The sequence below is a fragment of the Pedobacter polysacchareus genome, assembly GCF_019802255.1.
Classification (GTDB): Bacteria; Bacteroidota; Bacteroidia; order Sphingobacteriales; family Sphingobacteriaceae; genus Pedobacter; species Pedobacter polysacchareus.
Window position 1 is genome coordinate 383,442 of record NZ_JAHYSS010000005.1, and the last position, 26,399, is coordinate 409,840.

A 26,399-nucleotide genomic window follows, 5' to 3' on the forward strand; every position below is an offset into this window, starting at 1 on the left:
CTCTTTTAGGGGGTTAAATTTTTTTATTAAACTTCTCCGTTAAACTTTTCACTTTACTGCCAAGGCCCTTCATCATCACATTTGGGATGGTTCTCAAGGTAAAAGGAATATCAATTGCAAATGAGCGTTTCAATAAGCGGAAAGAATGGGGGATGTTGAATTCCCGAATTAAGTTATGTTTGGACAATTCTACCAAACTAGCCATATACCTTCTTTGTAGGATTTTGAGTTCGTCTTTGTGAAGCAGGTGCTTAAACTTATCTATTTTAATCTTTAAATCAGCGATGTATAGGAACTCCAGAATCTCGCTCCATTTTCTACCGTCAAAAATGTTGATCTCATCTACACGTTTTCTCCATAAGCGATCCAGCGTATAAGCAGCTTTACATTTCTTCGTCAGGATCATTTCCAGGTACATACACCAATCATCTCCAATGTTTATTTGTTCATCCCAGCCTGAAACAATCGAAGATTTACGGATAACCACAGCGGAAGAAGGGGAAGGGCAGGCCTTCAGGAATAGATCTCTTAATTCCTTGTTACCGAGATCTGACCAATGGTTTTTGAGGTGCTGATGATATGGCTTTAAAAATGGGTCGCCGGATAAAAAATCCCAGCTGTCTCCAACTTTTACATCCTGATCCCAGTTTGCGAAAACGAAATCAAGATGGTCTGATTCCAGTTTCTCCACACATCTCTCCAGGAAATTTGGATACCAAATGTCATCTGAATCCAAAGAAGCCAGAATTGGGCCCTTTGCATTTTTTAAGCCTTTATTTCTTGCTGCGGCTTGTCCGCCGTTTTTCTGCCAATGGTATTCTACATCTGGGTATTTTTTGACAAGCTCAGCGGTGTCATCCGTTGATCCGTCGTCAATAACAATTACCTGAACATTTTTATAAGTTTGATTGAGGGCACTTTCAATAGCATCAGAGAGCTTATCTGCTCTATTAAATGTGGGGATAACAATCGAAACTAATGGGTTATAACTCATCTAGTAGGAAGTTTAGTTGATTCGCGAAATCCGTTTCCGGAGAAATTGGGAGGTGATTTGTTATATGTAATGAAGCTGCTTTTCCTATTTCTGGCCATTGATCACGCAATTCCCAGGCGCGTTCCATAGCAGATTCAAAATCTTTTTCTGTGGCTTCAGCGATGAAACCATTTATACCGTCTTTAATGATATCGGCATTGCCGCCGGCATTACTGACAATAACCGTACGTCCAACGGACATGGCCTCAATCATTGACAATGGAAGGCCTTCACTTCTTGAAGGCAATAATAAGGCGTGATAATTCCTCCATAAGTTATCTATATCCTCATGAAAGCCATTGAACTCAACATTGTCGAGTGCTAAAAGCTGCGCCATTTCTTTAATGCCTTCTTCATCTAGTCCGGATCCGATAAAAGAAAGCATAATGGGTCTTTCCCTCCACTTCTTTTTATTCATAATCCTTAATAAAATATCCTGGGCCTTATCAATGACAAATAGACGAGCTACACAAGCCAGTTTATATCCATTAACCGTATCTGGATGTGGTAAGATATGAACCTTAGTTTTTATAGGATTAAAGACAACAGTGCTGTTGTTCAAGCGTAATCCAAATTGTTCTTCAGTTAAAGTCTTATTGTGATTGGAAACAAAAAAGCATTGTTTTGCATGAAGCAGGGTTTGCTTCATATAGTCGCGGTCAGTAGGATAGGGCCAATAAAAATCAACTGCCTTCTGTGCAATAATTACATATGGTATGTTCAGCAGGTGACATTCATAAGCGTAAATCAGACCATCAAAATTAATTCCCTGCGCAACGATCACCAGGTTTGGCGGCTGTTTCTTCAATTGATCCCTGAACCGATCTAAACCTGCATTCTGTCTATAATTTTTAATGGTCGCTCTTTTAATCAGCTGTCCGATTTTTCTGTTGAATTGCTGGGGTAAAGAAAGGTCAGGCTCCAGCTCTATCAAATTGACCTGCTGCTGGATCAGTTTAACAAACTCAGGATGCGATCTGTTGATGCGGTTTTTATATAACCTCAGACGGGTACCTTCTTTTAACATAGGGATACTTTTTGCCCAAAGTTCTTCACTTCCGCCCCAGTCGTCCATACAGCAGGTGATTATAGCTATTTCTTGATGATTTTTATTCTTCAATTTTTTCAAATTGCCTGTGATTTGAAGGTGTCAATATCAAACGAAGATTCCTTTACATTTTCGACATGATATCTGCCCCGTCTTAAGGCTAAAGATAGCGTTCCTTTCTCAATATAACAGGCTCTATTTACGTTTTTTAAGCACCGTATATTTACTGGAAAAGGACTCCGTATATGAAATTGGGTATTTCGAGAGATGAGCAAATCTAAAAAAAAGAAGCAGTTATTTAAAGGTTTCGGTATAAATTCTACAACTATATGTTTTCTTGTTGAATACTTTTTATGATGTTGTTCCTGATAATTTTTAGAATAAATAATTAACCTAGCTCCTTAGGATTTAACTTATTTAACTTTGTAGGCATAATTTTAGCTACTTGTAGTATATTAGAGTAAACAAATTTGTATGAGAAAAACTTACCTATTAATCAGTAGCGTATTATTAATCTTCCTGAGCTCTCTGGCAGGTTGTACGCAAGATAAAAAATCACCTGGAGAAATAAAGCCGCTCAGAAATAAGCAGGTAAAGATCAAGGATATGTTTGGCATAAATGGTTTCGAATGGGACTTTTATGAGAACCACAATAATTTTGATTCCGCGAAATATAACCTGATTCGCAATTTCAGTGGCTTTAGGCATTTCCTGGATTGGGAGCGTATAGAACCGCAGAAAGGTGTTTACAGATTTAACCATAAACCAGAAGGTGGCTGGAGTTACGATGAGATTTATGAGAACTGCTATCGTGATAGCATAACGGTACTGGTTGATTTGCAGGTGACGCCAAGCTGGCTGGTCAGCACTTACCCTGAGAATCAAAGACAAAGAGATCTGAGTCCGGTTCCATACGGTGCAAAAAGAGATTCACCTAAATCTTACATCGACATTGCCAGAGCAGGTTTTCAGCTTGCCGCAAGATATGGACGCAATAAAAATATTGACCATAAACTCATTCTTGTTCCGAAAGAAGGAGCTGCACCGGTGCTTGGTCTTGGCTATGTGAAATATCTGGAAAGCAGTAATGAACCTGATAAATGGTGGAGAGGAAAAGATGCACAGCAGAGCCCTGAAGAATTTGCAGCACAATTATCTGCATTTTATGATGGTCACAAAGGAACGCTTGGTCCAGGCATTGGTGTAAAAACAGCTGACCCTACGATGATGGTTGTGATGGGAGGCATTGCAAAACCGAATGTTGAATTTGTGAAAGGAATGGTAGAATGGTGCAGGAAACATAGAGGACTTAAAAAAGATGGTCAGGTGGATTTATGTTTCGACGTAGTCAATTACCATATGTACTCCAATGATTATACCGGATGGTTTGCCAAATTCAGAAGCAAGGGCAGGGGTGTTGCACCAGAAACCAACGACATGACAGAGATTGCAAATTCCTTTACCAATTATACAGCAGCAGAGCTGGGTGATATACCGGTATGGTCTACAGAGACAGGGTACGACTTAAGCTCAAGAAGTGCGCAGCGTGCGGTTGCAGTAGGAAGCAAGTCTAAAGAAATTACTCAGGCCGATTGGATTTTGAGATTGGCTCTGTTATATGCAAGAGTTGGACTAGAGAAGGTTTTCTTCTATCAACTATATGATAACAATGAACCTGGACAAGATGATGGTGGCCCTTTTGGTTTTTCCGGCTTAGTAGATAAAAATAAACGCAGACCAGCTGCGGATTACATTCACCAGGTGACCAAATTGATGGGTGACTACTATTACCTGAATACGATCAATAAAGACCCAATAGTAGACGTATACCAATACGGAAAGAAGAGAATGTATGTTTTGGTTGTTCCAGACGAGTCTGATCGTAAAGAGAAGTATACATTGGATTTGGGTGCTGCTAAAAAAGCACTCATTTATACACTTCAACCTGGAAAGGATGCCATGTCTGTAAAAGAAGTGACTGCTCCTGGCGGTATTTTAGAGATAGAAGTTTCGGAAACGCCAACTTTTGTGGAAGCTAAACCGCAATAGTTCTTTTTTGAACGCATTAAAGCCTAATAATTTAACCAGCTCTGAACAGATGACCGTTAAATTATTAGGCTTTTTGCTGTAATTGATATTGGTATGCAGCCAGGGCTTCCAGGCAAAATCCTGTAGTCATCTCTTCGGATCCATAGCACAACCTTTTTTTAGGACCACCATAATAAACTGCCCATCTTGACCAGCATCCAGAAGGTTTTTGCTGCTGAATTAAATATTGGACAGCGGCTTCCATCTCGGATGTGTTTATTCCGCATTGAAGTAGGGTGCTGATGCTTAATGCGGTATCCAAAATACTCTCGCCGAAAGATCCATTCGGTTTTGAGGTTTTTAAGATGCGCTGAACGATTTTATCTACTGCAGGTTTCAATTGATGTATGCCTGCCTTATAGGTTCTCGAGAAAAAGTAATAAATAGTGAAAGGGTTACGATACCAAAGATCGCAGTCTCCTTCTTTTTCCTGATCGATGATGTCCAGCATATAATCGATAATGGGGGCAGTTTCAGGGCGGTAACCGAAATAAAATAATGCGTTCGCGTTTACGGCAGCGTCAATATCATATCTTCCCGCCTCAGTGTTTCTCCAAAATAAGAAAGTCGAAATCGGATGTTTAAAAGCCCTTAAATTGAGCATCCAAAAATCCTTAATGGGTACCAGACTTGGGCGAAGGGTAAACCAGGTGTAAAATAGTCCTGAAGCATGCCTGTTGGCTAGCATAATTGCCTCATTCTGAGGATCAGCTTTCCCCAAAGCTTGCAGTACCTTTGAAGCGCATGCCGTGCTGTCTACATCGGGTGGACAAATGGGAAACAGCGGATTTAGGATAGTGAAATTGTTCCATACTCCGCCCCGCATTTTTTGATATTGTAAAAATGCAGCGCCCATTTCCAGCATCTCCTTCACTTTAGGATCTTGCTGCAACTGGAGGATTGAGTACATAATCAGGGAGGTAGGAAAAACATTGCTGTGTGGGATACACTGCTTCATTTCATCCTCGTCAGAGATGTAACAGCAAAATTCCCCATGGGGATATTGATGTTCATAAAGATAGTTGATCCCTTTTAAAATAGCTTGATCCATAATCGCTGATGAATTTTATCTGTTGTTTACACCTGATGTTGCGTCGAATTTTTATTAAACAGTTTAAAATAATGACCTTGTAATGCCATCAATTCTTCGTTTGTTCCGGATTCTACTATTTTCCCATTAGAAAGCATATAAATGTAATCTGCATGCTTTACCGCCGACTGTCTATGACTGATGACAATAGCAGATCGGTTTCCAATTCTTTCCCGGAAGGAATCGAACAATGTTTTTTCCGCATTTGCGTCCAGCGCGCTGGTGGCTTCATCCAGAATGATAAAGCGAGACTTGCTGTAAAATGCTCTTGCAATGGCTAATTTCTGCCATTGACCGATGCTCACCTCATGTCCATCCTCAAAAATTCTACCCATAATGGTTTGATAACGGTCAGGGAAAGTATCTATAAACAAGTCCGCACCTGAATTCTTAGCCGCCTCCTCAATTTCCTCTTCCCGGCGTTGCCCGTCAATATCGCCAAATCGGATATTATCCGCGGCAGAAACATTATATTTCCCGAAGTCTTGAAATACCGCACAAATTTGCTTCCTATATGCGCTGCTTTCAAAATTCCGGATGTCAATTCCATTTAAAGTGATTTCACCCGAACTCGGATCATACAACCTGCACATCAGCTTAATTAAAGTCGATTTTCCAGCACCATTCATGCCTACCACAGCCACAATTTTACCCGCGGGCATTTTGATATTGATGTCCGTTAAGGTAGGGCGTTTTGCATGAGGGTACGTGAAGCTCATGTTCTTGATTTCCAGATTGATTAAGGGGGCATCGGGTATTGGTAATGGGTTTGGTACTTCAGGTAAGCTGCTTTTCAGGTCGAACAATTCAAAAATACTTTTTACAAAAATGTTATTCTGGTAGAGTGTCGATATGCTGGTAGATAAACCCTGAAGGATGTTAAAGGCCTGAGGAAAGGCCACAAGAAATAAGGTAATATCGCCTACACTGGTACGGCCATGAATACTGCCTATAGCGATATAAGCGATACATGCAAAAAAACCAATTGCGGCAATGGTAGAGGTAATTAATTCTTTATAAGTACGCCTTTTACTGATTTTTAGTCTTCCTGATAAGAGGTCTAAGCGAATGCTGGTATGTATTTTTCTCAGGTAATTTCCTAGTCCAAAACTTCTGATTTCTTTAGCATGGGTATCTGCAGTTAATAAAGTGCTCATATAACCAGACTTTCGCTCCAAAGCAGTCTGAGCAATCCGGAGTGCATTCTGACTATCTGCAAAATTTATCCTAACCCATAAAGTAGGAATGATGAAAAGGGCTAGAATAGGGAATAGCCTCCAGTCGATGGCCACTAACATAGAAGCGATAACAACCAGGCTCATGGCATTTTTAGCAATGTCAACAATGCTGAAAACAATCATGTTGGGACGGTCGCTGCCCATATCTCTTGCCCGTTTTAAAATGTCAAAATACTCGGGACTCTCATAAAAGGAAAGGTCCAGGTCGATTGCACTTTCATGAATTTTGCTATCGATATATTCGGCTACTTCCCCTGATTGCTTTTCGGTAATATAGACCGAAATTGCTTTAATTGCTGCATAAGAAATTGCAGACAAAGCGGCAAGAACAAGGTATTTAATAACTTCCGATTCATTCTGGACATTGTTGATCCCATATTTAGAAACCGTGTCTATTAATTTCTTCAGCATATATAAGGAGGAAAAAAACAAGACACTTTCTATAACAATGAAGGCAATAGAGACCGCTGTCCATGTTTTTGAGGCTGACCAAATCAATTTTAAGATCCTTAAAAGATTCAGGTTCGTACTTAAATTATGGAGTTTAGCTAAAAATGATTTCATCATTGGATGAGGAATGGCAAAGTATAATAGTGATAAGCTGCTTTATTTTTTGATTTCCCAAAAGGACCCCTCATATCGGAAAGGTTTTAGTTGAAGGTAATATTTTTCAGGTGCGGAAATGAACTCATATTTCTTTTCATAGCTTTTCCCAAGTACAGATTCAACGCGATTTCTATCGGGGAAGTGGCATGGATAAGAAGCTTCAATTCCATAAAATACCGGTGGAACATGCTGGATCGTCACTCTATCACCTGGTTTGTCATTATAAGCGATAAAATCAAGCATGACATGTGGAATGCCAGTGCTGGTTATTTCTTCCAGCAATTGATAAGGATCTTCAAGATATTGAAGCACGTTGCAAATTAAGAAGAGCTGAACATTGTTTTCTGCTAAACATTCCTTGATCGTACTATAGAAGGTGATGTGTTCATTTTCAAATTGTTCCTTACCAGCAGCTACAAATTTTGGTTGCTCAATGATACACCATTTTAACTTTTTTAAATGCTTTAAAAAGGGGTAGTTTTGATAAAAGGTCGTGCCTAATGATCCACCAAAGTCAATCAGCGTAAGTTCATTGTTGTTCTTAGAGGCTACATATAATAAACTGCTGAGCAAAGAATAGTTCATCTGGACCTTATCATAGGCAATTCCGTCCCGTTCATAAGGGATTTCATTATTCTTTACCTTTAAAGTACTCTCTTTAATTTTGTTTAAAATATCTGCCTCATCATAACCCCGGCATTTATGCTTTGCCTCTTCATAATTTCTATAATTACCCTTCCAGCCATGTTTAAAACTATACCATTTCAGACTATGGGCAATAGGGGGGATTAATTCTTTGACGAGGTAAAACATGGTTGATGACCTTAGGAGTTGAACTTATTTATAATCTCTACTACCTGATAAATATCCTCTTTGGTATGTGCAAAGGAACAGGGTAAACTCAGTGTAGTTTGATGTATGTTACTGGAGATAGGGTAATCCAATCTGGTCAGCTTACCTTTTAAGGCAGCCTGATCTTGTGGAGCTACAGGATAATGAATTTCTGTTGCTACGCCATGATCTAATAAATATTGTTTTAACCGATCTCTTTCTGGATGTAAAATATTGAAAATATGGTAAACATGATGGAAATCAGGATCAATGTGAGGTTTGATAAAATCAGCTTTTAGTTCATTGAAATAGATTGCTGCCAAAGCACGCTTATGCTCGTTAATCTTGTCGAGAAAGGGGAGCTTAACCCTTAAAAAAGAGGCTTGTAATTCATCTAATCTGGAATTATAACCCACAACACTATTATGGTATTTTTTTTCAGAACCGTAATTCCGAAGCTGTTTGATCTGCTGATGATCTGCTGATGATTTACAAATTACAGCACCAGCATCACCTAAAGCTCCTAAATTCTTTGTAGGATAAAAGCTAAATGCCCCAAAATCCCCAAATGTACCGGCCAGTTTGTTCTTGTATTTTGCGCCATGTGCCTGCGCACAATCTTCAATAACTTTAAGTCCATGCTGAGCAGCAATCTCCATGATCGGATCCATTTCACAGCATTGCCCATATAGATGAACCACCATGATCGCTACCGTTTTTGAGGTAATTGCCGGACTGATTAAAGCAGGGTCAATATTATACGTTCTTGGATCAGGCTCAACCAATACCGGTGTTAATCCACAATGTAAGATAGATAAAATGGTTGCAATGTAGGTGTTGGAAGGCACGATAACTTCATCACCAGGATTAAATTTGCAGCATTTTAAGGAGAGAATTAAGGCATCCAATCCATTGGCTACCCCAGCAACATGCTTTTCCTGGTGGTAGCTGGCAAACTCTTCTTCAAACAGGGACACTTCTTCACCTAATATATACCAGCCTTTATCTAAAAACAGGTCGAATTTCTCGCGCAGCTTTTCTTCAAATGGTTTATTTAAAGTTTTTAGATTCTCATACGGTATCATACGGCTCATAAATATAGTCTTTAGGATCAAATGCTGTGGAAGCCAATACTAATAAAATGGCATCCGAAGAAAAGTCATGCATGACATGCCAATCTTCAGGTAATAAAAATAAGCACTTTTCAGGACTATCGAGGTCGAAAATTTCAGTTTTTGTACCGTTGTTATTTGTGATTTTGCAGGAACCTTTTATGCAAATAGCCGCCTGGTGGGTTTCGTGATGCCTGTGCCCCCCTCTGTCGGTATTGTCAACAGCGTAAATGTAAAAAAGCCGTTTAATTTCAAATGGAACCACCTGATCTAAAACCGTAAGTATTCCTCTGGAATCTTTGAATGTTTGTATGTTAACTATGTGCGCCATCTGTTAATAGGTTGTTGTCAATTAAATTTAGAATTTCAGGTTTATTGATCATGTCAAATTTTCTCGCAAAAAGCATTTTTGTGGTTTTTAAATGCTCAAAATCTGTTTCATCCAATATTTTTGGATTCGCTCCTCCGGCAGACCAATCAATGTATCTGTAATTATTATTGACAACTTTATCTTTATGTTTTGAGTTGAGAATCATGGTTTGGAAAACAAATTCATCACTTGCCCAGCAAAATGAAAAGAATTGCCTCAGTTTTTTGTCTTGTTCTACTTTATTTACCACATACATGGCTATTTCTGGACTTAGCATCCAAAACATTGATTTTCCGTAAGGATGTAATTTATAAGGTAACTTTCTGCGTGGCATTACTTTATTGATCAGCTGCTCTAACCTGTGTTTGCCCAGAAAATTATAACTGGATAAAAAGTAGTTTTCCATGCGAATCAAGCCCTCTTTCCAGTCATTTTTGATATCCCTGTAACTCAAAAACTCCTTACCAATGTTCTTCTTGAAAAAATCATGAAGGTATGCCGGTGATTTAAGCGGGTAATCCTGACCACTTAAAAAATTAATAAATTCATATCTAATTCCCGTACCCACAATTTCTTTTATACACTCAAAAGTGGCAATAACAGTGCTAAATCCAGCCCATTTTACATCTACACGGTTATTTATAAAATAAACGTTAGGTAATGACTTTAAAAATAAATGAGGATTAATGTCGAATTTTTTATCTACATGGATGTAGAAATCGAAATCAGGATGATACATATTCCTGATCATTCTTTCAGTCTGCTGAGGATTGGTATAAGTGAGGATCAGATGAGCAATACGCATGTTTAAATAAATAATTTTCTGTGGAAATATGATGCCAATATTTTAAATTTTTATAGAATATTGACTTGTGGCTAAAATATTACAATTCTAAATCTGATAATAAATCAGAAATTGCGCATAACTCAATAGTATAAAGTAAGTATTGCGCTAAGATAGCGATCCTTTAGCTAAAGGGTCATCAGAATGACTAAAATCACCGCGCTGCATTCTGGAAATTAGGAAAGGGGGAATAAGGGCCTCATTTTGTCTGAGTAATTGCCATATCTTTTTTCTAGGGACTAAATCGAATGTTTTGTTTCCGTAGGGTAAATCAACCTGCTTTCTGGTTAGATTGATGGGTTTATTATATAGAACGGCAACACGATTTTTTTTATAAAGAACTTTTAAAGTCTGGGTGGGTAGTTTGTATTTAAAAGTACGCTTAGGTACATGGTGATTTAAACATTCATAAACCATGGTATGAGGAAGGAGAATGTATAATCCCGGAGCCAGTTCGTAATCGTGATTCAGCGCCTGATCGATCGGATGTGTAATCGGTTTTAGGGATACAACACTATGCCGTGTTTCTTTAAACGATGAAGGAACAGCTCGCCAAACGATAAAAGTTACCAATACCATCACCAGGCATTTAATTGCCTTACTTATAAAACGTATGGTGACTCTATTTCTCATTCCCTGCTTACATCAGCACTATATATAATTGATTACATTCATCAGCTCGGGAAACTTCATTAAAGCTGGCACATTTATAGTTCTTTTGCAAATTAATTCATTAAAAAATGATCAATCTAAATCCTACTTTTACAGCAGATGAAACTGACCTCTATAATTTCTGTTAATTTTAACCAACCCGAGGTAACCCTAGCGTTCTTACAATCAGTCAAGAATAATACCAGTGGTTTACCTATTGAACTTATTTTGGTAGACAATGGGAGTAAAGTAGACCATGGCGTTGAATTTTTAGCTGCCTATCCAGGCCTGAAATACCTGCGTTCTGAACAGAATCTAGGTTTCGCCGGAGGTAATAATATCGGCATTAACCTCGCTTCAGGCGAGTTTTTGTTGTTATTGAACAACGATACGGAGATCAGCGATAACCTCATTCAGGTGCTAACGGAAACCATGGATAAAAATCCTGAAATTGGAATAATTTCTCCACTTATTCTTTATTATGATCAACCAGATACGATTCAGTATGCGGGATTTACGGAGATGAATTACCTCACTGCGAGGAATAAAGGGATCGGTAATATGGAAATTAATCATGGACAATATGAGAAACAGAGCAGGGAGACCGCTTTTTGCCACGGGGCGGCCATGATGTGCAGAAGGGGAGACCTTGCCACAGTTGGACAAATGGCGGATAATTATTTCTTATATTATGAAGAATTAGATTGGTGTGAACAGTTTAAGCGGGCGGGAAAAAAAATATGGTTTACCGGCCAGACAAAAATTTATCACAAAGAATCAATGAGTGTGGGTAAAGAAAGCAGTATTAAAACCTATTTCATGACCAGGAACAGAATGCTCTTCATCCGCCGAAACACCAGCTGGTTCAATACACTTCTTTTCAGTTGTTTTTATATAGGCATTGCCTGCCCAAAACAAATCCTGATCTACTTGAAAAAGGGTAGGAAAGATCTCGTTAAATGGGTGTTTAAAGGCATATTGTGGAACTTCAGCCATTCCAAAACAAGTAATTACCTGGGTTTTAAAATATAATATTAATGATTATAATCTTCTGGATCAGCATTTTTTTGATCGTATATACATTTGTGGGATATGGCTTTGTGCTCTACTTTCTGCTGAAGCTGAAAAACTTATTTGTAAAACCTTTTTCGTTTAAAGCTAATGCGGGATTACCTACAGTCAGCCTATTGGTTGCCGCTTATAATGAGGAAGAAATGATCGGGGAGAAGATCAAAAATACCCTTGCACTAAACTATCCTAAAGAAAAAATGCAGTTCATTTTTACCACCGATGGTTCTTCAGATAGCACCCCGGATCAGGTGCGCCAGTTTCCAGAAGTCACCTTGCTGCACATCGATGCCAGGGAAGGTAAAATGGCAGCCATTAAAAGAGCAATTCCATTTATCAAAGGAGAAATCGCTGTGTTCACAGATGCCAATACTTTTTTGAACAAAGACGCCATCCTGGAATTGGTAAAACACTACCAGAATCCAAAAGTAGGAGCGGTAGCGGGAGAAAAAAGAATCCTCGTACCGGAAACTGCTGATGCCAGCTCTGCCGGAGAAGGTTTTTACTGGAAGTATGAATCCCTATTGAAAAAATGGGATTATGCCTTGTATTCTGGAGTAGGTGCCGCAGGAGAGCTGTTTAGCATTCGTACTGCATTGTACCAGCCCGTAGAATCAGATACCATTATCGACGACCACATGATCGCCATGCGTATTGCGGAGAAGGGATACATCATTGCCTATGAACCCAATGCCTACGCTTTGGAAACGGCTTCTGCAGATGTAAAAGAGGAATTAAAACGTAAAATTAGAATTGCTGCGGGTGGCATGCAATCCATCTTGAGACTGAAAAAATCGGCAAATCCTTTTCATAATCCCATCTTTACTTTTCAATATTTGAGCCATAGGGTATTGAGGTGGACCATTACTCCATTTCTGCTGATCCTGGCTTTTGTCTTAAATGGAATAATTGCCGTACAAACTGGTGAATTATTTTATCAGGTGTTATTTGGCTTCCAGGTACTTTTTTACCTTTTAAGCCTCATCGGACTCTATTTTGAAAATAGAAACATCAGAATCAAAGCCCTATTTATTCCTTATTATTTCTGTGTGATGAATTACGCCGTGGTTGCAGGGATCATCAGGTATTTTAAAAAGAACCAAAGTGCAGCCTGGGAAAAGTCAAAAAGGAAGTAGTTATCAAAAAATTAAGCGTCAAAGGAAAAGGCTTGTCTAAAAGAAGATGCTAATCATTAAAAGAAACTAAGCCCATTATTCAAATTCCAGAACTTAACTTGCTGATGATGATCCATCGGAATAGCAGTACTGAGTAAATGGGTTTCTGTGGCAAAAAAGCTATCTACCTTATAATCAACACCATTTCTAAAAATGGAGCTACCTCGTGTAGGTACGTTCTGAAGCTGTTCTACAATCCCTTCGCCGGTGGCCTTTACGATGGCCTCTTTCCGGGTCCAGAGCAGGTAAAAGGTCAGGATCGGCAGTGCCGAATTGTCCACCATAGCTTGTTCTTCTTTACTAAAACAAAGATCTATTACTTCTTTATATTGAAAATATGGGTCTACATACTCAATGTCAACACCGATAGAAGTTTCACTCATTGCGATCGTAATTAGATCTTTGGAGTGGCTCACATTGAAAAATAAGCCATCCACCCCAGGCTTTTTATTCTCCTTCAAATGAAAAACAATTGCGGCTGCAGGAATACCCATAAAATGTGCCAGCAGCTTCCTTAAAAAGTATTTGCGGACAGTATAATTTTCCCTGCTCTGCTGATGAAGAAATCTGGCTGCTTTAGCCAGTTCCTCTGTAGATAATAACTCTTTTGGGTCAATCTTTTTAAAAAAATCGCTGGCCTTAATTTTAAAAATATGTACACCATCTTTGATAGACAGTGCTTGTCCATCATAAGGAAACCATTCAATCGGCCCCTTCAGCAAGTAATCAATGCTTGGTTCCATTATATTTTATTTAATGCATCCTGTAAAATTCTGGCAAACTCTTCATTATTTGGAGGGTATAAAAATGTCTCATGGTCACCTGGAACATCATGACGTTCTATGCCTTTATTTGCATATTTGGCCCAGCCAAGAGAATGATTGTCATCCAGATAATACAACCTTTTCTTTACGGTAAACAGACTGATTTTTACATTCTCCGTCACCATAGTATAATGGTTATGGGCTTGATCATAATTGCTGTAAATCTCCTTTTCATAAGGACTAAAATGCAAGGTGTAATCCTCGCCCAATGGTACTTTCGTATCGCTCAACCGGCGTTTGATCATTTGTAACTGATAACGCAGTGTTTCTCCGGGATGACGGAAAAGGGAACCGATGATAAACGGAATTTTATAAAATTGTCTCTTTATCTTGTTCCATAATTTAACAGATTTAGGAACCGAACTGCCTACATCTCCAGCATAAGTATCAAGAATCCCCAAGAATTTCACCTCTTTACCCATTTTTGTCAGCTGTTTGGCCATCTCATATACGATAAAACCACCCAAAGAATAACCGGATAAATAATAAGGCCCTTTTGGGTGTACCTTTATCACTTCCGACACATACACGGCTGCAATTTCCTCAATACTATTGTAAAGTGGGGTTTCCCGATTTAATCCCAAGGCCTGTAAGCCATAAAGTGGCTGGTCTTCATCCAGGTATTTACTCATAGATTGGAAAACCAGCACATTTAATCCACCGCCATGAACCATAAACAATGGATTTTTACTCCCTGAAGTTTTAATGGGTACCAAGGCATCCCATTGTGCTTCATGTTCATCTGAATTCAGCTTTTTCGCCAGCTTTTGAATGTTTGCATTTTCAAAAAGAGTGGCTAATGGCAATCTCTTTCCTGTTTCCTTTTCAATTGCAGCCATTACCTTTACTGCAAGTAAAGAGTGACCACCAAGTTCAAAAAAGTCGGCAGTAGTATCCATATATTCCAGGCCAAGCACCGCCGACCAGATGTCGAAAATCAGCTGCTCATTCTTATTCTGAGGCAATTCCCTCGTTTGCCATTGGTTTTCTGACTTTGGTTGAGGCTTAGGAAGTGCTTTCTTATCAATCTTATGATTAGGGGTAAGTGGGAAAGCTTTCAAAGCAATGAAATCATTCGGAACCATATAATCCGGAAGATCACGTCCCAAAATTTCCTTCCATTCCGCAATCGTTTTTTTAGAAAGGAAAAGCTCGTTTGTGGAGATCGGAGTCTTCGCAAAATCTGAAGGCTGAGCAGTCTGGAAAAGCCCTGCCATCGGATTTTCAGGGATCAGCAAGGAATTTCCCTCCTTAATGAACAACACATCATAACGGCCATCAGTGCCATCGGAACTCCAGCGGATATGGGTATTATAACCCATCCTGGAACCTAAATCCCAAAATTCATCAGGGGAAATACCTTGTTCTAGTTCTGCCATCTGCTGCTTTATCTCGCCAACCAAGGCTGTCGCTGAGGCCGATTTCATCCATTCAAACAGGACGTAATCTTTAGCCGTCCGCGAATTGAATACTCCGTTTATCGCAATCGAAGCTGCGCTTTCTTTTTTAAGTAAGGCAGTCAGCGCAGTGATGTTTTTTACCTCTTCCCAGTGCTTTGTTAGAGTTGGAGCTATAGTTTTATGATCAGAATTCACATAAATCCATACATCATAATGGTATTTAGTGGTCTCATTTAAAGATGAGCCTCTTCTCAATTGTACATCTACACCAGAAATTTCTGGCATTATTTTCGGCAATAAATAGAAAAATGCTGGATCAGCTACAAACTCATCCTCGATTCTTACCCGGTTGCTCACTACTTCCTGAAAATCAGGAAGCGAAGTACTGTCTTTTGCATTGGCCAGATAATCCATCGCATGATACATCGTAAGGCTGTTTTTGCCTTGCATATCCCCAATAAACAAACAGCCGCCTTTTTTTAAACGTTGTAAAGCAGAACCGATCACTTTGAGAAAGTAATTGGTGTCTGGAAAATATTGGGCCACACTGTGAATCAGGATCAGGTCGAAGGAAGCACCATTCATCCCACTGAAATCATCCGCAGCATTAGCTCTTGTGGTAACATGAGCCCATTTTTCCGGATGTGCATCCAGTTTTTGCTGTAGTTTCCCGATCGCTGTTTCTGCATAATCTGTGGCCAGATAAGAAGTTGCAAAAGGAGCAAGTTCAAACATCAGCTGACCACCGCCACTGCCAATTTCTAAAATATCCTTTGCTTTTAATGCCTTAATTCTTTGCGCTGAAACCTCCAGCCATTCCGCTGCCTGTTCTACCAGGCTATCACTATTTTTCCATTGTTCCAGCAAAATACCATCAATCTTTTGTTCCGATTCCGCTTTTCCTGCTGATGATTGTGCGGCCATATCGTAAATGGTATCCCATCGGTCTTTCCAGGAAGGCGTGGTATTTTTGGATTCCAAATCTTCTGGAACTACATAAGCAACCAGTCGGGGTTCAGACAATTGGTCTGCTCTGGCCAATACAACTGCTTGTTTTACATCTTTCAGCTCGCTTAAGCAATTTTCAATTTCCCCAAGCTCTATCCGGTGACCACGGATTTTTACCTGTTGATCAGACCTGCCCAGGCAGATAATTTCCCCATCTTCAGTAAACTTCCCGAGATCGCCAGTTTTATAAAGTCTGCTGCCAGCCTTTCCACTAAAAGTATCCTTAATAAATTTTTCGGCGGTTAGCTCCGGCTGATTCAAATAACCAGCGGCCAACCCCGCACCACCAATTAAAATTTCCCCGATATTTCCCGGAGGAACCAATTGTCCGGTTTCATTTACCAGATAGATACTGGTGTTGTGTATCGGTCTGCCAATACTGATCAGCTCATCATCTTTTGTAATCTCTTTTACAGTCGACCAGATGGTCGTTTCCGTAGGCCCATACATATTCCATAAGGACGAACATCGCAATAGCAATGCATTAGCCAGGTCTTTAGGGAGTCCTTCTCCACCACACAATACCTTTAAATTAATCGAACTTGTCCAACCTGATGCAATCATCATTCTCCAGGTAGAAGGAGTGGCCTGCATGATCGTAATCTGATGCTCCCGAATCAGATCTAACAGTAAGCGCCCGTCTCTGGAACTTTCCGTATCACATAAAACCAATTCTGCACCGGTAATCAGCGGCAAGTACAATTCCAGGCCTGCAATGTCAAAAGAAATTGTGGTGATGGCCAGTAAACGATCCAAAGGACTAATTCCTGGAAGGGATTGCATGCTGAGTAGGAAATTAACGAGGTTAGCATGCATGATCTTTACCCCCTTAGGTTTTCCTGTGGAGCCAGACGTATATAATATATAGGCCAGATCAGTACCAGAAAGTGGAACTGTCCAGCTTTTAGTCGGACAATGCGCTAAGGACGGCCAAAGATCTTCTATGACTAACTCTTCCGATTCAGACTCATATTTACCTTGATGCGCCTTGGAAACCAATAGCATTTTTGCCTTGGAGTCCTCCAGCATATACACAATCCGATCATGCGGGAAATCCGGATCCAATGGCAGATAGACTCCGCCAACCTTAAGGATTGCCAATAAACCAATCACCATCTCTATAGAACGGTCACTCGCAATCGCAACAATATCGCCGGTTTTGATCCCCTTATCCTGTAAATAGGAAGCAAACTGATGAACCCTATCTATCAGGTCCTGATAGGTCAATTTTTCCTTTTTAAAAGTAATCGCTTTCTGATCATGGAATTTTAAAGCGGCCGCTTCCACCAATTGCAATAAATTCGCATCACTGTCGAAATCAACATCCGTTTGGTTCCATTGCTTCAGTTGAGCTAGCCATTGCTCCGAATTGGCCAGGCTATGCGCCTGTATGGTTTTGGTCGGGTCTGCAACAAATTCTTTCAGCAGCTTTTCAAAATCCCTGGCCATCTGCTCCATGGTAGCTGCAGTAAAAAGCTGGGTATTATAAGTCCATTCTAAAGTAAGTCCATTTTTAGAACTGGTCGCATTTAAAAATAGCTCAAATGTCTCATAAGCTCTTGGATTAGAAATCAGCTCATAACTCAATTGATCAAAGGACACCGAATTGTCCATGCCCATGTCAATATTGAAAACTACTGGAACCAGTGGAACCCTGGAAGGGTCTCTTGGTATATTCAGTGCTTTTACCAATTGCCCAAAAGTGAACTTCTGATGGTCATAAGCATCAAAAAAAGCTTTTTTCCTGTTCTTTAGGTAGCTGCCGAATGATACATCCGGATCAATCCTTGTTTTTAAAGGAAGTAGGTTCACACAATGGCCAACCAAACCGAATTTCTCTGTTGCCGCTTGTCCGGCAGCAGGAAGCCCGACTACCAGTTCCTGTTGATGGGTTTGCAGGTATAAGAATACCTCAAAAGCACTCAGGAGGGTATTTACCAAGCTGGCGCCTGATGTTGCCCCCATCTTTTTCAGCTGTGCCACCATTTCTTTAGAAAGATGCAGGTCAAACCGTGATGCTTTATAGGTTCGGAGTGCCGGTCTTGGGAAATCCGTAGGAAGATCCAAGACCGGGACATGGTCACGATACAGATCCAGCCAGTAATTCAAAGTTTCCTGGTATTCCGGACTATGCTCAAAAGCCATCATTTCAGCAGCATAATCGCTGATTTGAGGGGCAGGACTAAGAGCTAGGGCTTTACCCTGAACTTTTGAATTGTAAATTTTACTCAGGTCTTCCAGAAATACTCCGGTAGACCAGCCATCACTAATAATATGGTGTTTAACAATCGTAAAAAAATGATGGGTCTCGCTAAGTTGATGTACAAACAATCGCAGCAATGGGCCTTCCTGTAAGTCAAAAATGAGCTGCATTTCCTGTTCAATAAAGCCATTCAGTACCAACTTCTGATCGCTTTCCTGAGTAATATCAAAAACTGTAAGCGCAATTGGCAATGTTTTATAGATGATCAGCGTTTCTCCATTCGGACTTACGGTAGCACGTAGGGCCTCATGTCTATCCACCACTTCTTGTAATGCAGCAGTAAAATGATCCAGCTGAAACGCACCCTCAAGATCCAAAGAAACAGATTCATTGTAAGCCAGATTTGCTGCTGCTTCCCCAATCATGCAGGACAGCCAGATTTCTTTCTGTGGCTCATTCGTGAACACAATCTTTTCAATCTCCTTCTTTTCTTCAAAGGGGTCAAAATCAACTGGTATAAAAGTATATAAAGACATTAAATTTCTTGTTTAATTTACCTGAAGATATTTCCCTGGATTCTTTTCATCCTCAACAAACCAAGCTGGGTTACCTTCTTTATCTTTCCCCAATCTGGCATTTGGTACTGGCGGACTATTAAATATATCCATTTTTGCCGGTATTTTTTCCGTTTCTGCAGGATGGCTATATATCGGAATAAATCCAGCCTTTTTAAGCTCCATCAGGCTGTCTTCGAAACTGTTAATGATCTTGTCAATGTCGCCCTGACTATGAGCAGTGGTCAGGAAGCAAGAAAATCCTTCCAATATATGGATGCCTTTTAAACGCATTAGCGTAAAGAACAACTCCGTATAGGCATAGTCTTCTAAGAACTTAACTCGCCATAAAGAACCAAACTGCGCAATAAACATCGGAACATCCAGTTTCTTAATGATGGCGTTTAAAGTATCCGCAATGTATTTTGTTTGATCATTTAAGCCCGACTGTAATCCCGGACCTTGTTCCTTCATATAGGTCAAAGAAGCTTTAGCTGTAGCCAATGCCAATGGATGACGTACAAAAGTACCTGCAAAATAGGTGACGCCAATTTCAGGAATAGAGTCATCACCATATTGCCAGAAACCACCATCCAGTGCATCCATAAACTTCCTCTTTCCGGCAATTATCCCAATTGAAATTCCTGCTCCAGCTACTTTTCCGTAAGTACCCAGATCAGCCTTGATGTCAAATAGTCCTTGTGTACCGCGAGGGTGGAAACGGAAGCCGGAAATAACCTCATCAAAAATTAAGGCCGTCCCAGCTTCTTCAGTCAGGGTTCTCAGCGATTTCAAAAAGGCAATCGGCTGAAATTCCGGTCTCCGGCTCTGCACTGGCTCTACCAATACAGCAGCAAGCTCATGCGCGCGTTCCTTGATAATCCTTAACGATTCGTCCGTTCCATAATCCAGAATCAGCATATTTTGTACAGCTTCGGGCATAATACCTGGTGCCGCAGGAAAAGATTTCAATTTTTTACTGCCTCTCACAATCACTTCATCCACAATTCCATGGTAGGAACCGGTAAAAGCAACAATTAAGGAACGGCCAGTTACAGTACGTGCAATTCTCATGGCCCCCAAAACTGCTTCCGAACCCGTATTACAAAGTGCAGAACGGTCGAAATCAGTAAACTCACAAATCAATTTACTCACTTCTCCGGCAAGCTCATGCTGCGGACCAATTTCATAACCCTTTTCAATTTGATCCAGCAAGGCATTTTTAATGACATCAGGCTGATACCCCAGCATATTTGAACCGAATCCATTGAGGGCATCGATATACTCGTTTCCATCCAGATCCCAGAATTTGCTGCCTTTAGATTTATTGATTACAATAGAATAAACCAGTTCTTTAGTTGCCGGTTTAAATCCGGAAACAACCCTTGGATCGGCCATGTGCGACCTGTTTTCCTGGGTATAGCGCTTGCTGGATGCAGTCTTTTGTGTATAACGGGCGGTCAGGTCGTCCAAATAGGCTTGCTGTGCGGGGCTTAAGGCCGCAGATTGTTTCTCTATTTTCGGACTGGCACCAAAAGGTTTTTTAATTTCTACCAACTCTTCCGGTGTTAAGTCCGGAGTTTTTCCATTCCTCAATGTCAGCGCCTCTTGTGGCGGTACAGGAGGAGTCACCATCACAGATACGCTGTTTTGCGCAATCGGAGCAGGGCTGCCTTGCAATAAAGCGACTTGTCTAGCCAATAATTGGATTTGCTGACTGATCAAATCTATCGCAGCAACAGAATTTTGCGGGTGATATCCTACATGGTTTCCATTTGAGGAGGTATTCCATGAATTTACTGCTGGAGCCGTTGGAGGAGCAATACTAGCTGAGGACACAGCTGTAGCATTTTCAGGAGGCAATTGCTGGTCAAGATAATTGGCCAGTAATTCCAGATTACTAAACTCCTCATTCAACTGGCGAAAAGTAACCGGTACTTGGAAACTCTTCTTTAAAGCAATTGCAATCTGGGTTAACAGCAGGGAATCTAATCCCATTTCTATAAAGCTCATCTCCGCAGAAGCGTCCTGCATATCGATTCCTGAAGTGTTTTCCAGAATGTCTTTGATCTGACTAATTAAGGATTGCTTTCTCATTACTGCTGTAGTTTGTTGGTTTGATGAAATTTGGCTTTCTTCTACTGGATTAAAAGTAAAAGGAGCATTAAAATTGGTTGAAACAGGCGCTTCGACCCAGTATTTTATTTTATTAAAGGCGTATGTAGGCAGGTCAACTAACCTGATGCGTTTTTCTTCTTTATAAAATGCAGTCCAATCAGGTTGGTATCCATTTAGCCAAAGCTGGCCAAATGCCTTTAATAAGCTATGGTAAGCTGATTCCTGGTCTTTTGGCATTTCCAGGGAACTAATGATCAGGTTGTTTTTTCCTTGTGGCTGCTGACGTAAAAATGTGGCGGTGGCATTGCCAGGTCCCATTTCAATAAATGCTTTTCCAGGGTTTTCTGCTAGTAATTCAGCTGCAGCATCGTCAAATAAGACAGACGAACGAAGATGGTTTGCCCAATATGTAGGATCCGTAGCCTCCTGATCTGTCATTTTTCTCCCTTTTACAGTCGAATAGATAGGGATCAGCGGAGCATTGAACTTCAATTGCAGCAGCTCTTTTGTGAAAGGTTCCAGCACAGGATCCATCATATAAGAATGGAAAGCATGACTGGTATGCAGTAACCTGTTGGCGATTTCTTTTTCATTTAACAAGACACTAAATGCGGCAATGGCATCATCCGGTCCTGCCAATACACAAAGGTCTGGGGAATTGATGGCCGCAATAGCAATTTCGGCTGGAAGCAAGGGTCTTAATGTCTCTGCTTTTTCACGTACCGAAAGCATACTTCCACCAGGAAGCTCACTCATGAGCTGTCCCCGCGTGGCGATGATGTTTAAAGCGTCGGGCAGGCTGAGGACACCCGCAAAATGCGCGGCTGCAAATTCCCCAATGCTATGACCAATGAAAGCGGAAGGTAAAACACCCCAGCTCATCCATAATTTACCCAAAGCATAGCCGATCATAAACAAGGCTGGCTGACTATATTTCGTGTTTTTCAACTGCTCTTCCGCGGCCTGGTTGATTTCCTGAGGATAGATAATGTCTAAAAGGCTTTCCTGTAATTTAGGCATCAAAATCGCATTACATTCCTCCATCGCCATGCGAAACACAGGTTCATGGTCATATAGTGCTTTTCCCATGCCTGGGAATTGTGCCCCTTGTCCGGGGAATGTGAAAACCACTTCTCTGATGGTTCCAGGGTTTTTCTTGGTTTGTCCAGCAGCTAAGCTATTGCCCAGTTCTATTTTAAGGGATTCCAGATCTGCAGCCAGTACAAATCTTCGGAATGGAAATGATTTTCTATGTTGGTTTAAAGTGTAGGCAATGTCTGGAAGGGCTAAATCAGAATCATTGGCCAGGTAGGCTGCAAGCTTTTCTCCATATTGATTTAAACTCTGTTCGTTTTTAGCAGACCAGCTGATCAGTTGCAATGGGCGAGAAGGGCCAGCAATTGGGCTCGCCGAAACCTGATTGGCGTGTGATTCCAGAATGATATGCACATTGGTACCGCCAACGCCAAACGAGCTGACTCCTGCAAGGCGATGTTGGCCTCCCCAGTCCGTCAGCCTTGTATTTACAATAAAAGGGCTGTTCTCAAAGTCTATATTCGGATTTGCATGTTCATAATTTATACTGGCAGGAATCTGCTGGTGATAAAGGGCCAGACTAGCTTTAATCAATCCGGTAACGCCTGCCGCACAGGTCAGGTGGCCGAAATTGCTTTTTACCGATCCAATCGCACAGTATTGTTTCTTTTCCTGCAGACCAAAAGCCAGGTTTAATCCTTCAATTTCTATCGGATCACCTAATGGAGTTGCAGTGCCATGGGTTTCTATATAGCTGATCTTTGCTGGATCAACACCTGCATCATCAATGGCCATTCTAATGGCAGCAGCCTGTCCTTCTGCACTTGGTGCGGTAAAACTGCCTTTGCCACCACCGTCGTTGCTAATTCCTATCCCTTTAATTAAGGCGTAGATCTGATCTCCATCTCTTAATGCCGCAGCTTTGCTTTTCAATAAAACAACGCCAGCACCATCACTAAAAACAGTGCCTTCGGCTGCGGCATCGAATGGCCGGCAATGACCGTCATTGCTCAGCATAGCACCTTCTTCATAAAGATGGCCTACATTCACTGGAGCATTAATGGTGGCGCCACCGGCAAGTGCCATTTCGCATTGCCCGCTTCTAATGCTCTGTACGGCTTGTGCAACGGCCAGTAGGGAAGTAGAACAGGCAGATTGAACGTTGACTGCCGGTCCTTTTAGATTGAAGGTGTAAGCGGTTCTGGTAGCCACATAATCTTTATCATTGACGGTTACCACCTGGAACCTGCCTACATTGTCGATCAGATCTGAATTGGGCAATACATTATTGGCATAATAGGTATTCACACGGACGCCGGCAAAAACACCGGTTGGCCCTTCGTAATTGCCAGCTGCATAGCCGGTTTTTTCCAATACCTGCCAGGCAATTTCTAAAAATATACGCTGCTGCGGGTCCATTAGCTCAGCAAGCTTTGGTGTAATGCCAAAGAATGCGGCATCAAAGCCCTGTACCTCTTTTACAATTCCTCGTGCTTTTACATAATCAGGATGATTCCTGATTTCTGCAGGAAAGCTCGGATCAAGTTCCTCCTCTGTAAAAAAGGTGGTGCTTTCTTTTCCGGCTTTCAGGAGTTCCCAAAGTTCAGCTACGCCATCTGCACCTGGAAAACGACCGCTCATACCAATTACCGCAATATCGCGGTCCTCATTGGCTAAAATGTTACTCTTCTTAAAAGTAGTCAGGCTTTCCTTTCCATCGAGAAAGGCAGCAAGGTCTTTTATAATTGGAAACTGATAAAGTCTGGTGATCGCCAGATGTATACCATGACGGGTTTTTAATAAGGCAATGGATTTTTGAGCCAGCAGGGAATTGCCTCCAAGCTCAAAAAAGTTATCTTCAATACCAACTCTACTCAGGCCAAGAATTTCCTTCCAGATTTCTGAAATCTGATTTTCTCTCTCATAATTGGGCGCTTGATAGGGATTGCTCAATAGGCTGGTCACATCTGGATCAGGTAAAGCGGCTTTATTCACTTTTCCATTCGGACTAAAAGGTAAGGCTTCCAGCTGTACAATCAGCTGTGGCACCATATAATTAGGTAGTTTGCTTTCTAAATAGCTGATCAGCGTTTTCTTGTCGTAGTTTTCATGAACCACTACATAAGCAATCAGTCTTTTATCACCCAGCTGATTTTCTCTCGCCAGAATGACACCTTGTTTGATGCCTGGGGCAGTTTGCAGAATGCTTTCAATCTCTCCGAGCTCAATTCTGTAGCCTCTGATTTTCACCTGATCATCAATACGACCCAGGTATTCAATCTCTCCATCTGCACGTTTTTTACCAAGATCGCCGGTCAGGTATAAACGTGCTCCGGGTTCATTGGAAATGAAATCTTTTACAAAACGTTCTGCAGTGAGTTCCGGGCGGTTCAAATAGCCACGTGCCAAACCAGAGCCACCTATATAGATTTCTCCTGGTTCATCGGTTCCAGCCTCCTGAAGTTCGGCATTGAGCACATATACTTTTGCATCACTAAAGGGCTTGCCAATTGGGATGGTATGTTGATATTCGGTGTTTTCATTAATCAGGTGCAGCAGTTTTCCAATGGTGGTTTCTGTAGGACCATAGTGGTTTACCATGCGGCAGGTATTAGATAGGGGACTGTTGATTTCGTTAACCATGCTGGCACTCAATGCTTCGCCCCCAAATATCAGCAGTTTTGCAGGCATTAAATCAATGCCATCTAGCGCCAGTGACTTCCAGTGGGATGGTACAATTTTCAGACAGTCTATCGCCTGATCCTTGAAATAAGGATGGATATATTCAGGGGTATTAAAGTTTTCTTTACTGAAAAGGTGTAAGGTGCCGCCAAGGGCTAAAGCGCTAAATATTACGGTATTTCCAAGGTCGGTAGCCATAGTGGCACCTACTGCATAGTTTTTACAGTTGGATAGGGGTAAATGAGCAGCTAAGCCAAGTATATAATCTGTTAAAGAATGATGTTCAATCAATACCCCTTTAGGAACTCCTGTAGAGCCTGAAGTATAGATGACATAAGCAATCTGATCTGGAGAAACAGCAATCTCGATAGCATCGTTTGAAAATTCAGCCGTGATGCTCCACTCATCGTCCACCAGTAAAATTGGTAATCCTGAGGCTGCAGATAGAAAAGGTAAAGACATCAAATCCGTAATGACCATTGCCGCATGGCTATCCTGAACCATATATTTCATACGTGCCACCGGAAATTCTGCATCAACAGGAACATAGGCAGCTCCGGCTTTGAAAATGCCTAAAATACTGATGAGCATATTTAAAGGGCTATTCAGGCAGATAGGGATGAGGCTTTCTTTAGTTATACCTTTACCTATTAAATAATGGGCAAGGCGATTCGAAAGCTGATCCAGTTCCTGATAACTTAGGGCATGATCCTCAAATACGACTGCAGAATGATGGGGCGCTTTTTTGACCTGTTCAGAAAATAAGTCCAGAATGGTATTTCTATCCGTAAAATGGGAGAGGCTATTCATATCGATTGACATTTAATCTCTTTTAATATTTGATTATTCAGCAAAAAACAGGCTTATTTTTTTAAAATTAATAAGATTGATGGAAATTATACATTCTGCCATGATCAAAAATACTAAAATAGCCGGTTTATTTTCAGGCAAATAAATGCCTGAGGAGTATGCAGCAGGAGTAACTGCGTGTACGTTAGTAAATAGCAAGGTCTGATTGTCTGTGAATATGGCCTCCTTTTAGGAAAAGGAATGAAATGCAGGGCCGTAATTTTTTTTGTAAAAAAAGAAAAAAATTCCCGCTTATTAAACAGGAAGGTAGATTAACGTGGATTAATGCCTGATATTGTGGTGTAGTGTACCCAATAGTGTACAAAAAAAGCCGCTAAACAGCAGCTCTCTTATTTTTTTATTTCTTTTCGGGTCCTTTTTCTGGTGCCTTTTCCGGTGGAGTAGATACAATCTCTCCGAATTCATTCACATAAGCCATCATGCTTTCTAGATCACCACCAGTAGAATTTTGTTGACGCTCTTGCTTGCGATGTTCTTTATCTTCTTTTTTCTTCTGCCTGTTTTTTTCTAGTTGCTTCTTCATGAAGGTAGCCTGAGATTTAGCCATAAAT

General features: G+C 40.8%; 16 protein-coding genes. 3 read left to right on the top strand and 13 right to left on the bottom strand.

Annotated features, from left to right (window positions below; all coding sequences use genetic code 11):
* Positions 1-13: 13 nt before the first annotated feature.
* Both K7X70_RS16250 and K7X70_RS16255 read right to left on the bottom strand, forming a co-directional pair.
* Complete coding sequence (locus K7X70_RS16250; RefSeq protein WP_222538041.1) at positions 14-994, bottom strand: glycosyltransferase family 2 protein; 981 nt, start codon at positions 992-994, stop codon at positions 14-16.
* Positions 984-2,108: a glycosyltransferase gene (locus K7X70_RS16255; protein WP_222538042.1), complete on the bottom strand. Its 1,125-nt coding sequence runs from the start codon at positions 2,106-2,108 to the stop codon at positions 984-986. The genes K7X70_RS16250 and K7X70_RS16255 overlap by 11 nt, the downstream gene beginning before the upstream one ends.
* 447 nt (positions 2,109-2,555) lie before the next feature.
* On the opposite strand from K7X70_RS16255, the gene K7X70_RS16260 reads away from it, so the two are divergent.
* The gene (locus K7X70_RS16260; protein ID WP_222538043.1) at positions 2,556-4,130 is read left to right on the top strand and encodes an alpha-amylase family protein; all 1,575 of its coding nucleotides are present in this window, start codon (positions 2,556-2,558) and stop codon (positions 4,128-4,130) included.
* A gap of 64 nt (positions 4,131-4,194) precedes the next feature.
* Here the strand turns inward: K7X70_RS16260 and K7X70_RS16265 are convergent, their stop codons facing one another.
* The 7 genes from K7X70_RS16265 to K7X70_RS16295 form a co-directional block, all read right to left on the bottom strand.
* Entirely contained in the window at positions 4,195-5,220 is a 1,026-nt protein-coding gene (locus K7X70_RS16265; RefSeq protein WP_222538044.1) for a prenyltransferase/squalene oxidase repeat-containing protein, read from the bottom strand.
* A gap of 26 nt (positions 5,221-5,246) precedes the next feature.
* Positions 5,247-6,908, bottom strand: coding sequence for an ABC transporter ATP-binding protein (locus K7X70_RS16270; RefSeq protein ID WP_255607322.1), 1,662 nt, complete (start codon positions 6,906-6,908; stop codon positions 5,247-5,249).
* Between the two features lie 195 nt (positions 6,909-7,103).
* Complete coding sequence (locus K7X70_RS16275) at positions 7,104-7,916, bottom strand: methyltransferase, TIGR04325 family (protein WP_222538046.1); 813 nt, start codon at positions 7,914-7,916, stop codon at positions 7,104-7,106.
* Positions 7,917-7,927: 11 nt separating this feature from the next.
* Complete coding sequence (locus K7X70_RS16280; RefSeq protein WP_222538047.1) at positions 7,928-9,028, bottom strand: DegT/DnrJ/EryC1/StrS family aminotransferase; 1,101 nt, start codon at positions 9,026-9,028, stop codon at positions 7,928-7,930.
* Entirely contained in the window at positions 9,006-9,377 is a 372-nt protein-coding gene (locus tag K7X70_RS16285; protein ID WP_222538048.1) for a sugar 3,4-ketoisomerase, read from the bottom strand. The genes K7X70_RS16280 and K7X70_RS16285 overlap by 23 nt, the downstream gene beginning before the upstream one ends.
* Entirely contained in the window at positions 9,361-10,221 is an 861-nt protein-coding gene (locus tag K7X70_RS16290) for a beta-1,6-N-acetylglucosaminyltransferase (protein ID WP_222538049.1), read from the bottom strand. The genes K7X70_RS16285 and K7X70_RS16290 overlap by 17 nt, the downstream gene beginning before the upstream one ends.
* Positions 10,222-10,368: 147 nt before the next feature.
* Entirely contained in the window at positions 10,369-10,893 is a 525-nt protein-coding gene (locus K7X70_RS16295; RefSeq protein ID WP_222538050.1) for a hypothetical protein, read from the bottom strand.
* Positions 10,894-11,031: 138 nt separating this feature from the next.
* On the opposite strand from K7X70_RS16295, the gene K7X70_RS16300 reads away from it, so the two are divergent.
* Together K7X70_RS16300 and K7X70_RS16305 are read left to right on the top strand one after the other, a co-directional pair.
* Positions 11,032-11,943: a glycosyltransferase family 2 protein gene (locus tag K7X70_RS16300; protein WP_222538051.1), complete on the top strand. Its 912-nt coding sequence runs from the start codon at positions 11,032-11,034 to the stop codon at positions 11,941-11,943.
* A gap of 5 nt (positions 11,944-11,948) precedes the next feature.
* Positions 11,949-13,115: a glycosyltransferase family 2 protein gene (locus K7X70_RS16305; RefSeq protein ID WP_222538052.1), complete on the top strand. Its 1,167-nt coding sequence runs from the start codon at positions 11,949-11,951 to the stop codon at positions 13,113-13,115.
* Positions 13,116-13,171: 56 nt separating this feature from the next.
* On the opposite strand, the gene K7X70_RS16310 is transcribed toward K7X70_RS16305, so the two are convergent.
* The 4 genes from K7X70_RS16310 to K7X70_RS16325 form a co-directional block, all read right to left on the bottom strand.
* A complete protein-coding gene (locus tag K7X70_RS16310) occupies positions 13,172-13,897 on the bottom strand; it encodes a 4'-phosphopantetheinyl transferase family protein (RefSeq protein WP_222538053.1) in 726 nt (241 codons plus the stop codon).
* Positions 13,897-19,125 carry a non-ribosomal peptide synthetase gene (locus K7X70_RS16315; protein WP_222538054.1) on the bottom strand — a complete coding sequence of 1,743 codons (5,229 nt, stop codon included), beginning with the start codon at positions 19,123-19,125 and terminating at the stop codon, positions 13,897-13,899. The genes K7X70_RS16310 and K7X70_RS16315 overlap by 1 nt, the downstream gene beginning before the upstream one ends.
* A 12-nt stretch (positions 19,126-19,137) precedes the next feature.
* On the bottom strand, positions 19,138-25,800 hold the full coding sequence (locus tag K7X70_RS16320; RefSeq protein ID WP_255607324.1) for a polyketide synthase: 6,663 nt from the start codon (positions 25,798-25,800) through the stop codon (positions 19,138-19,140).
* Positions 25,801-26,185: 385 nt separating this feature from the next.
* Complete coding sequence (locus K7X70_RS16325) at positions 26,186-26,371, bottom strand: hypothetical protein (RefSeq protein WP_231635066.1); 186 nt, start codon at positions 26,369-26,371, stop codon at positions 26,186-26,188.
* Positions 26,372-26,399 lie beyond the last annotated feature (28 nt).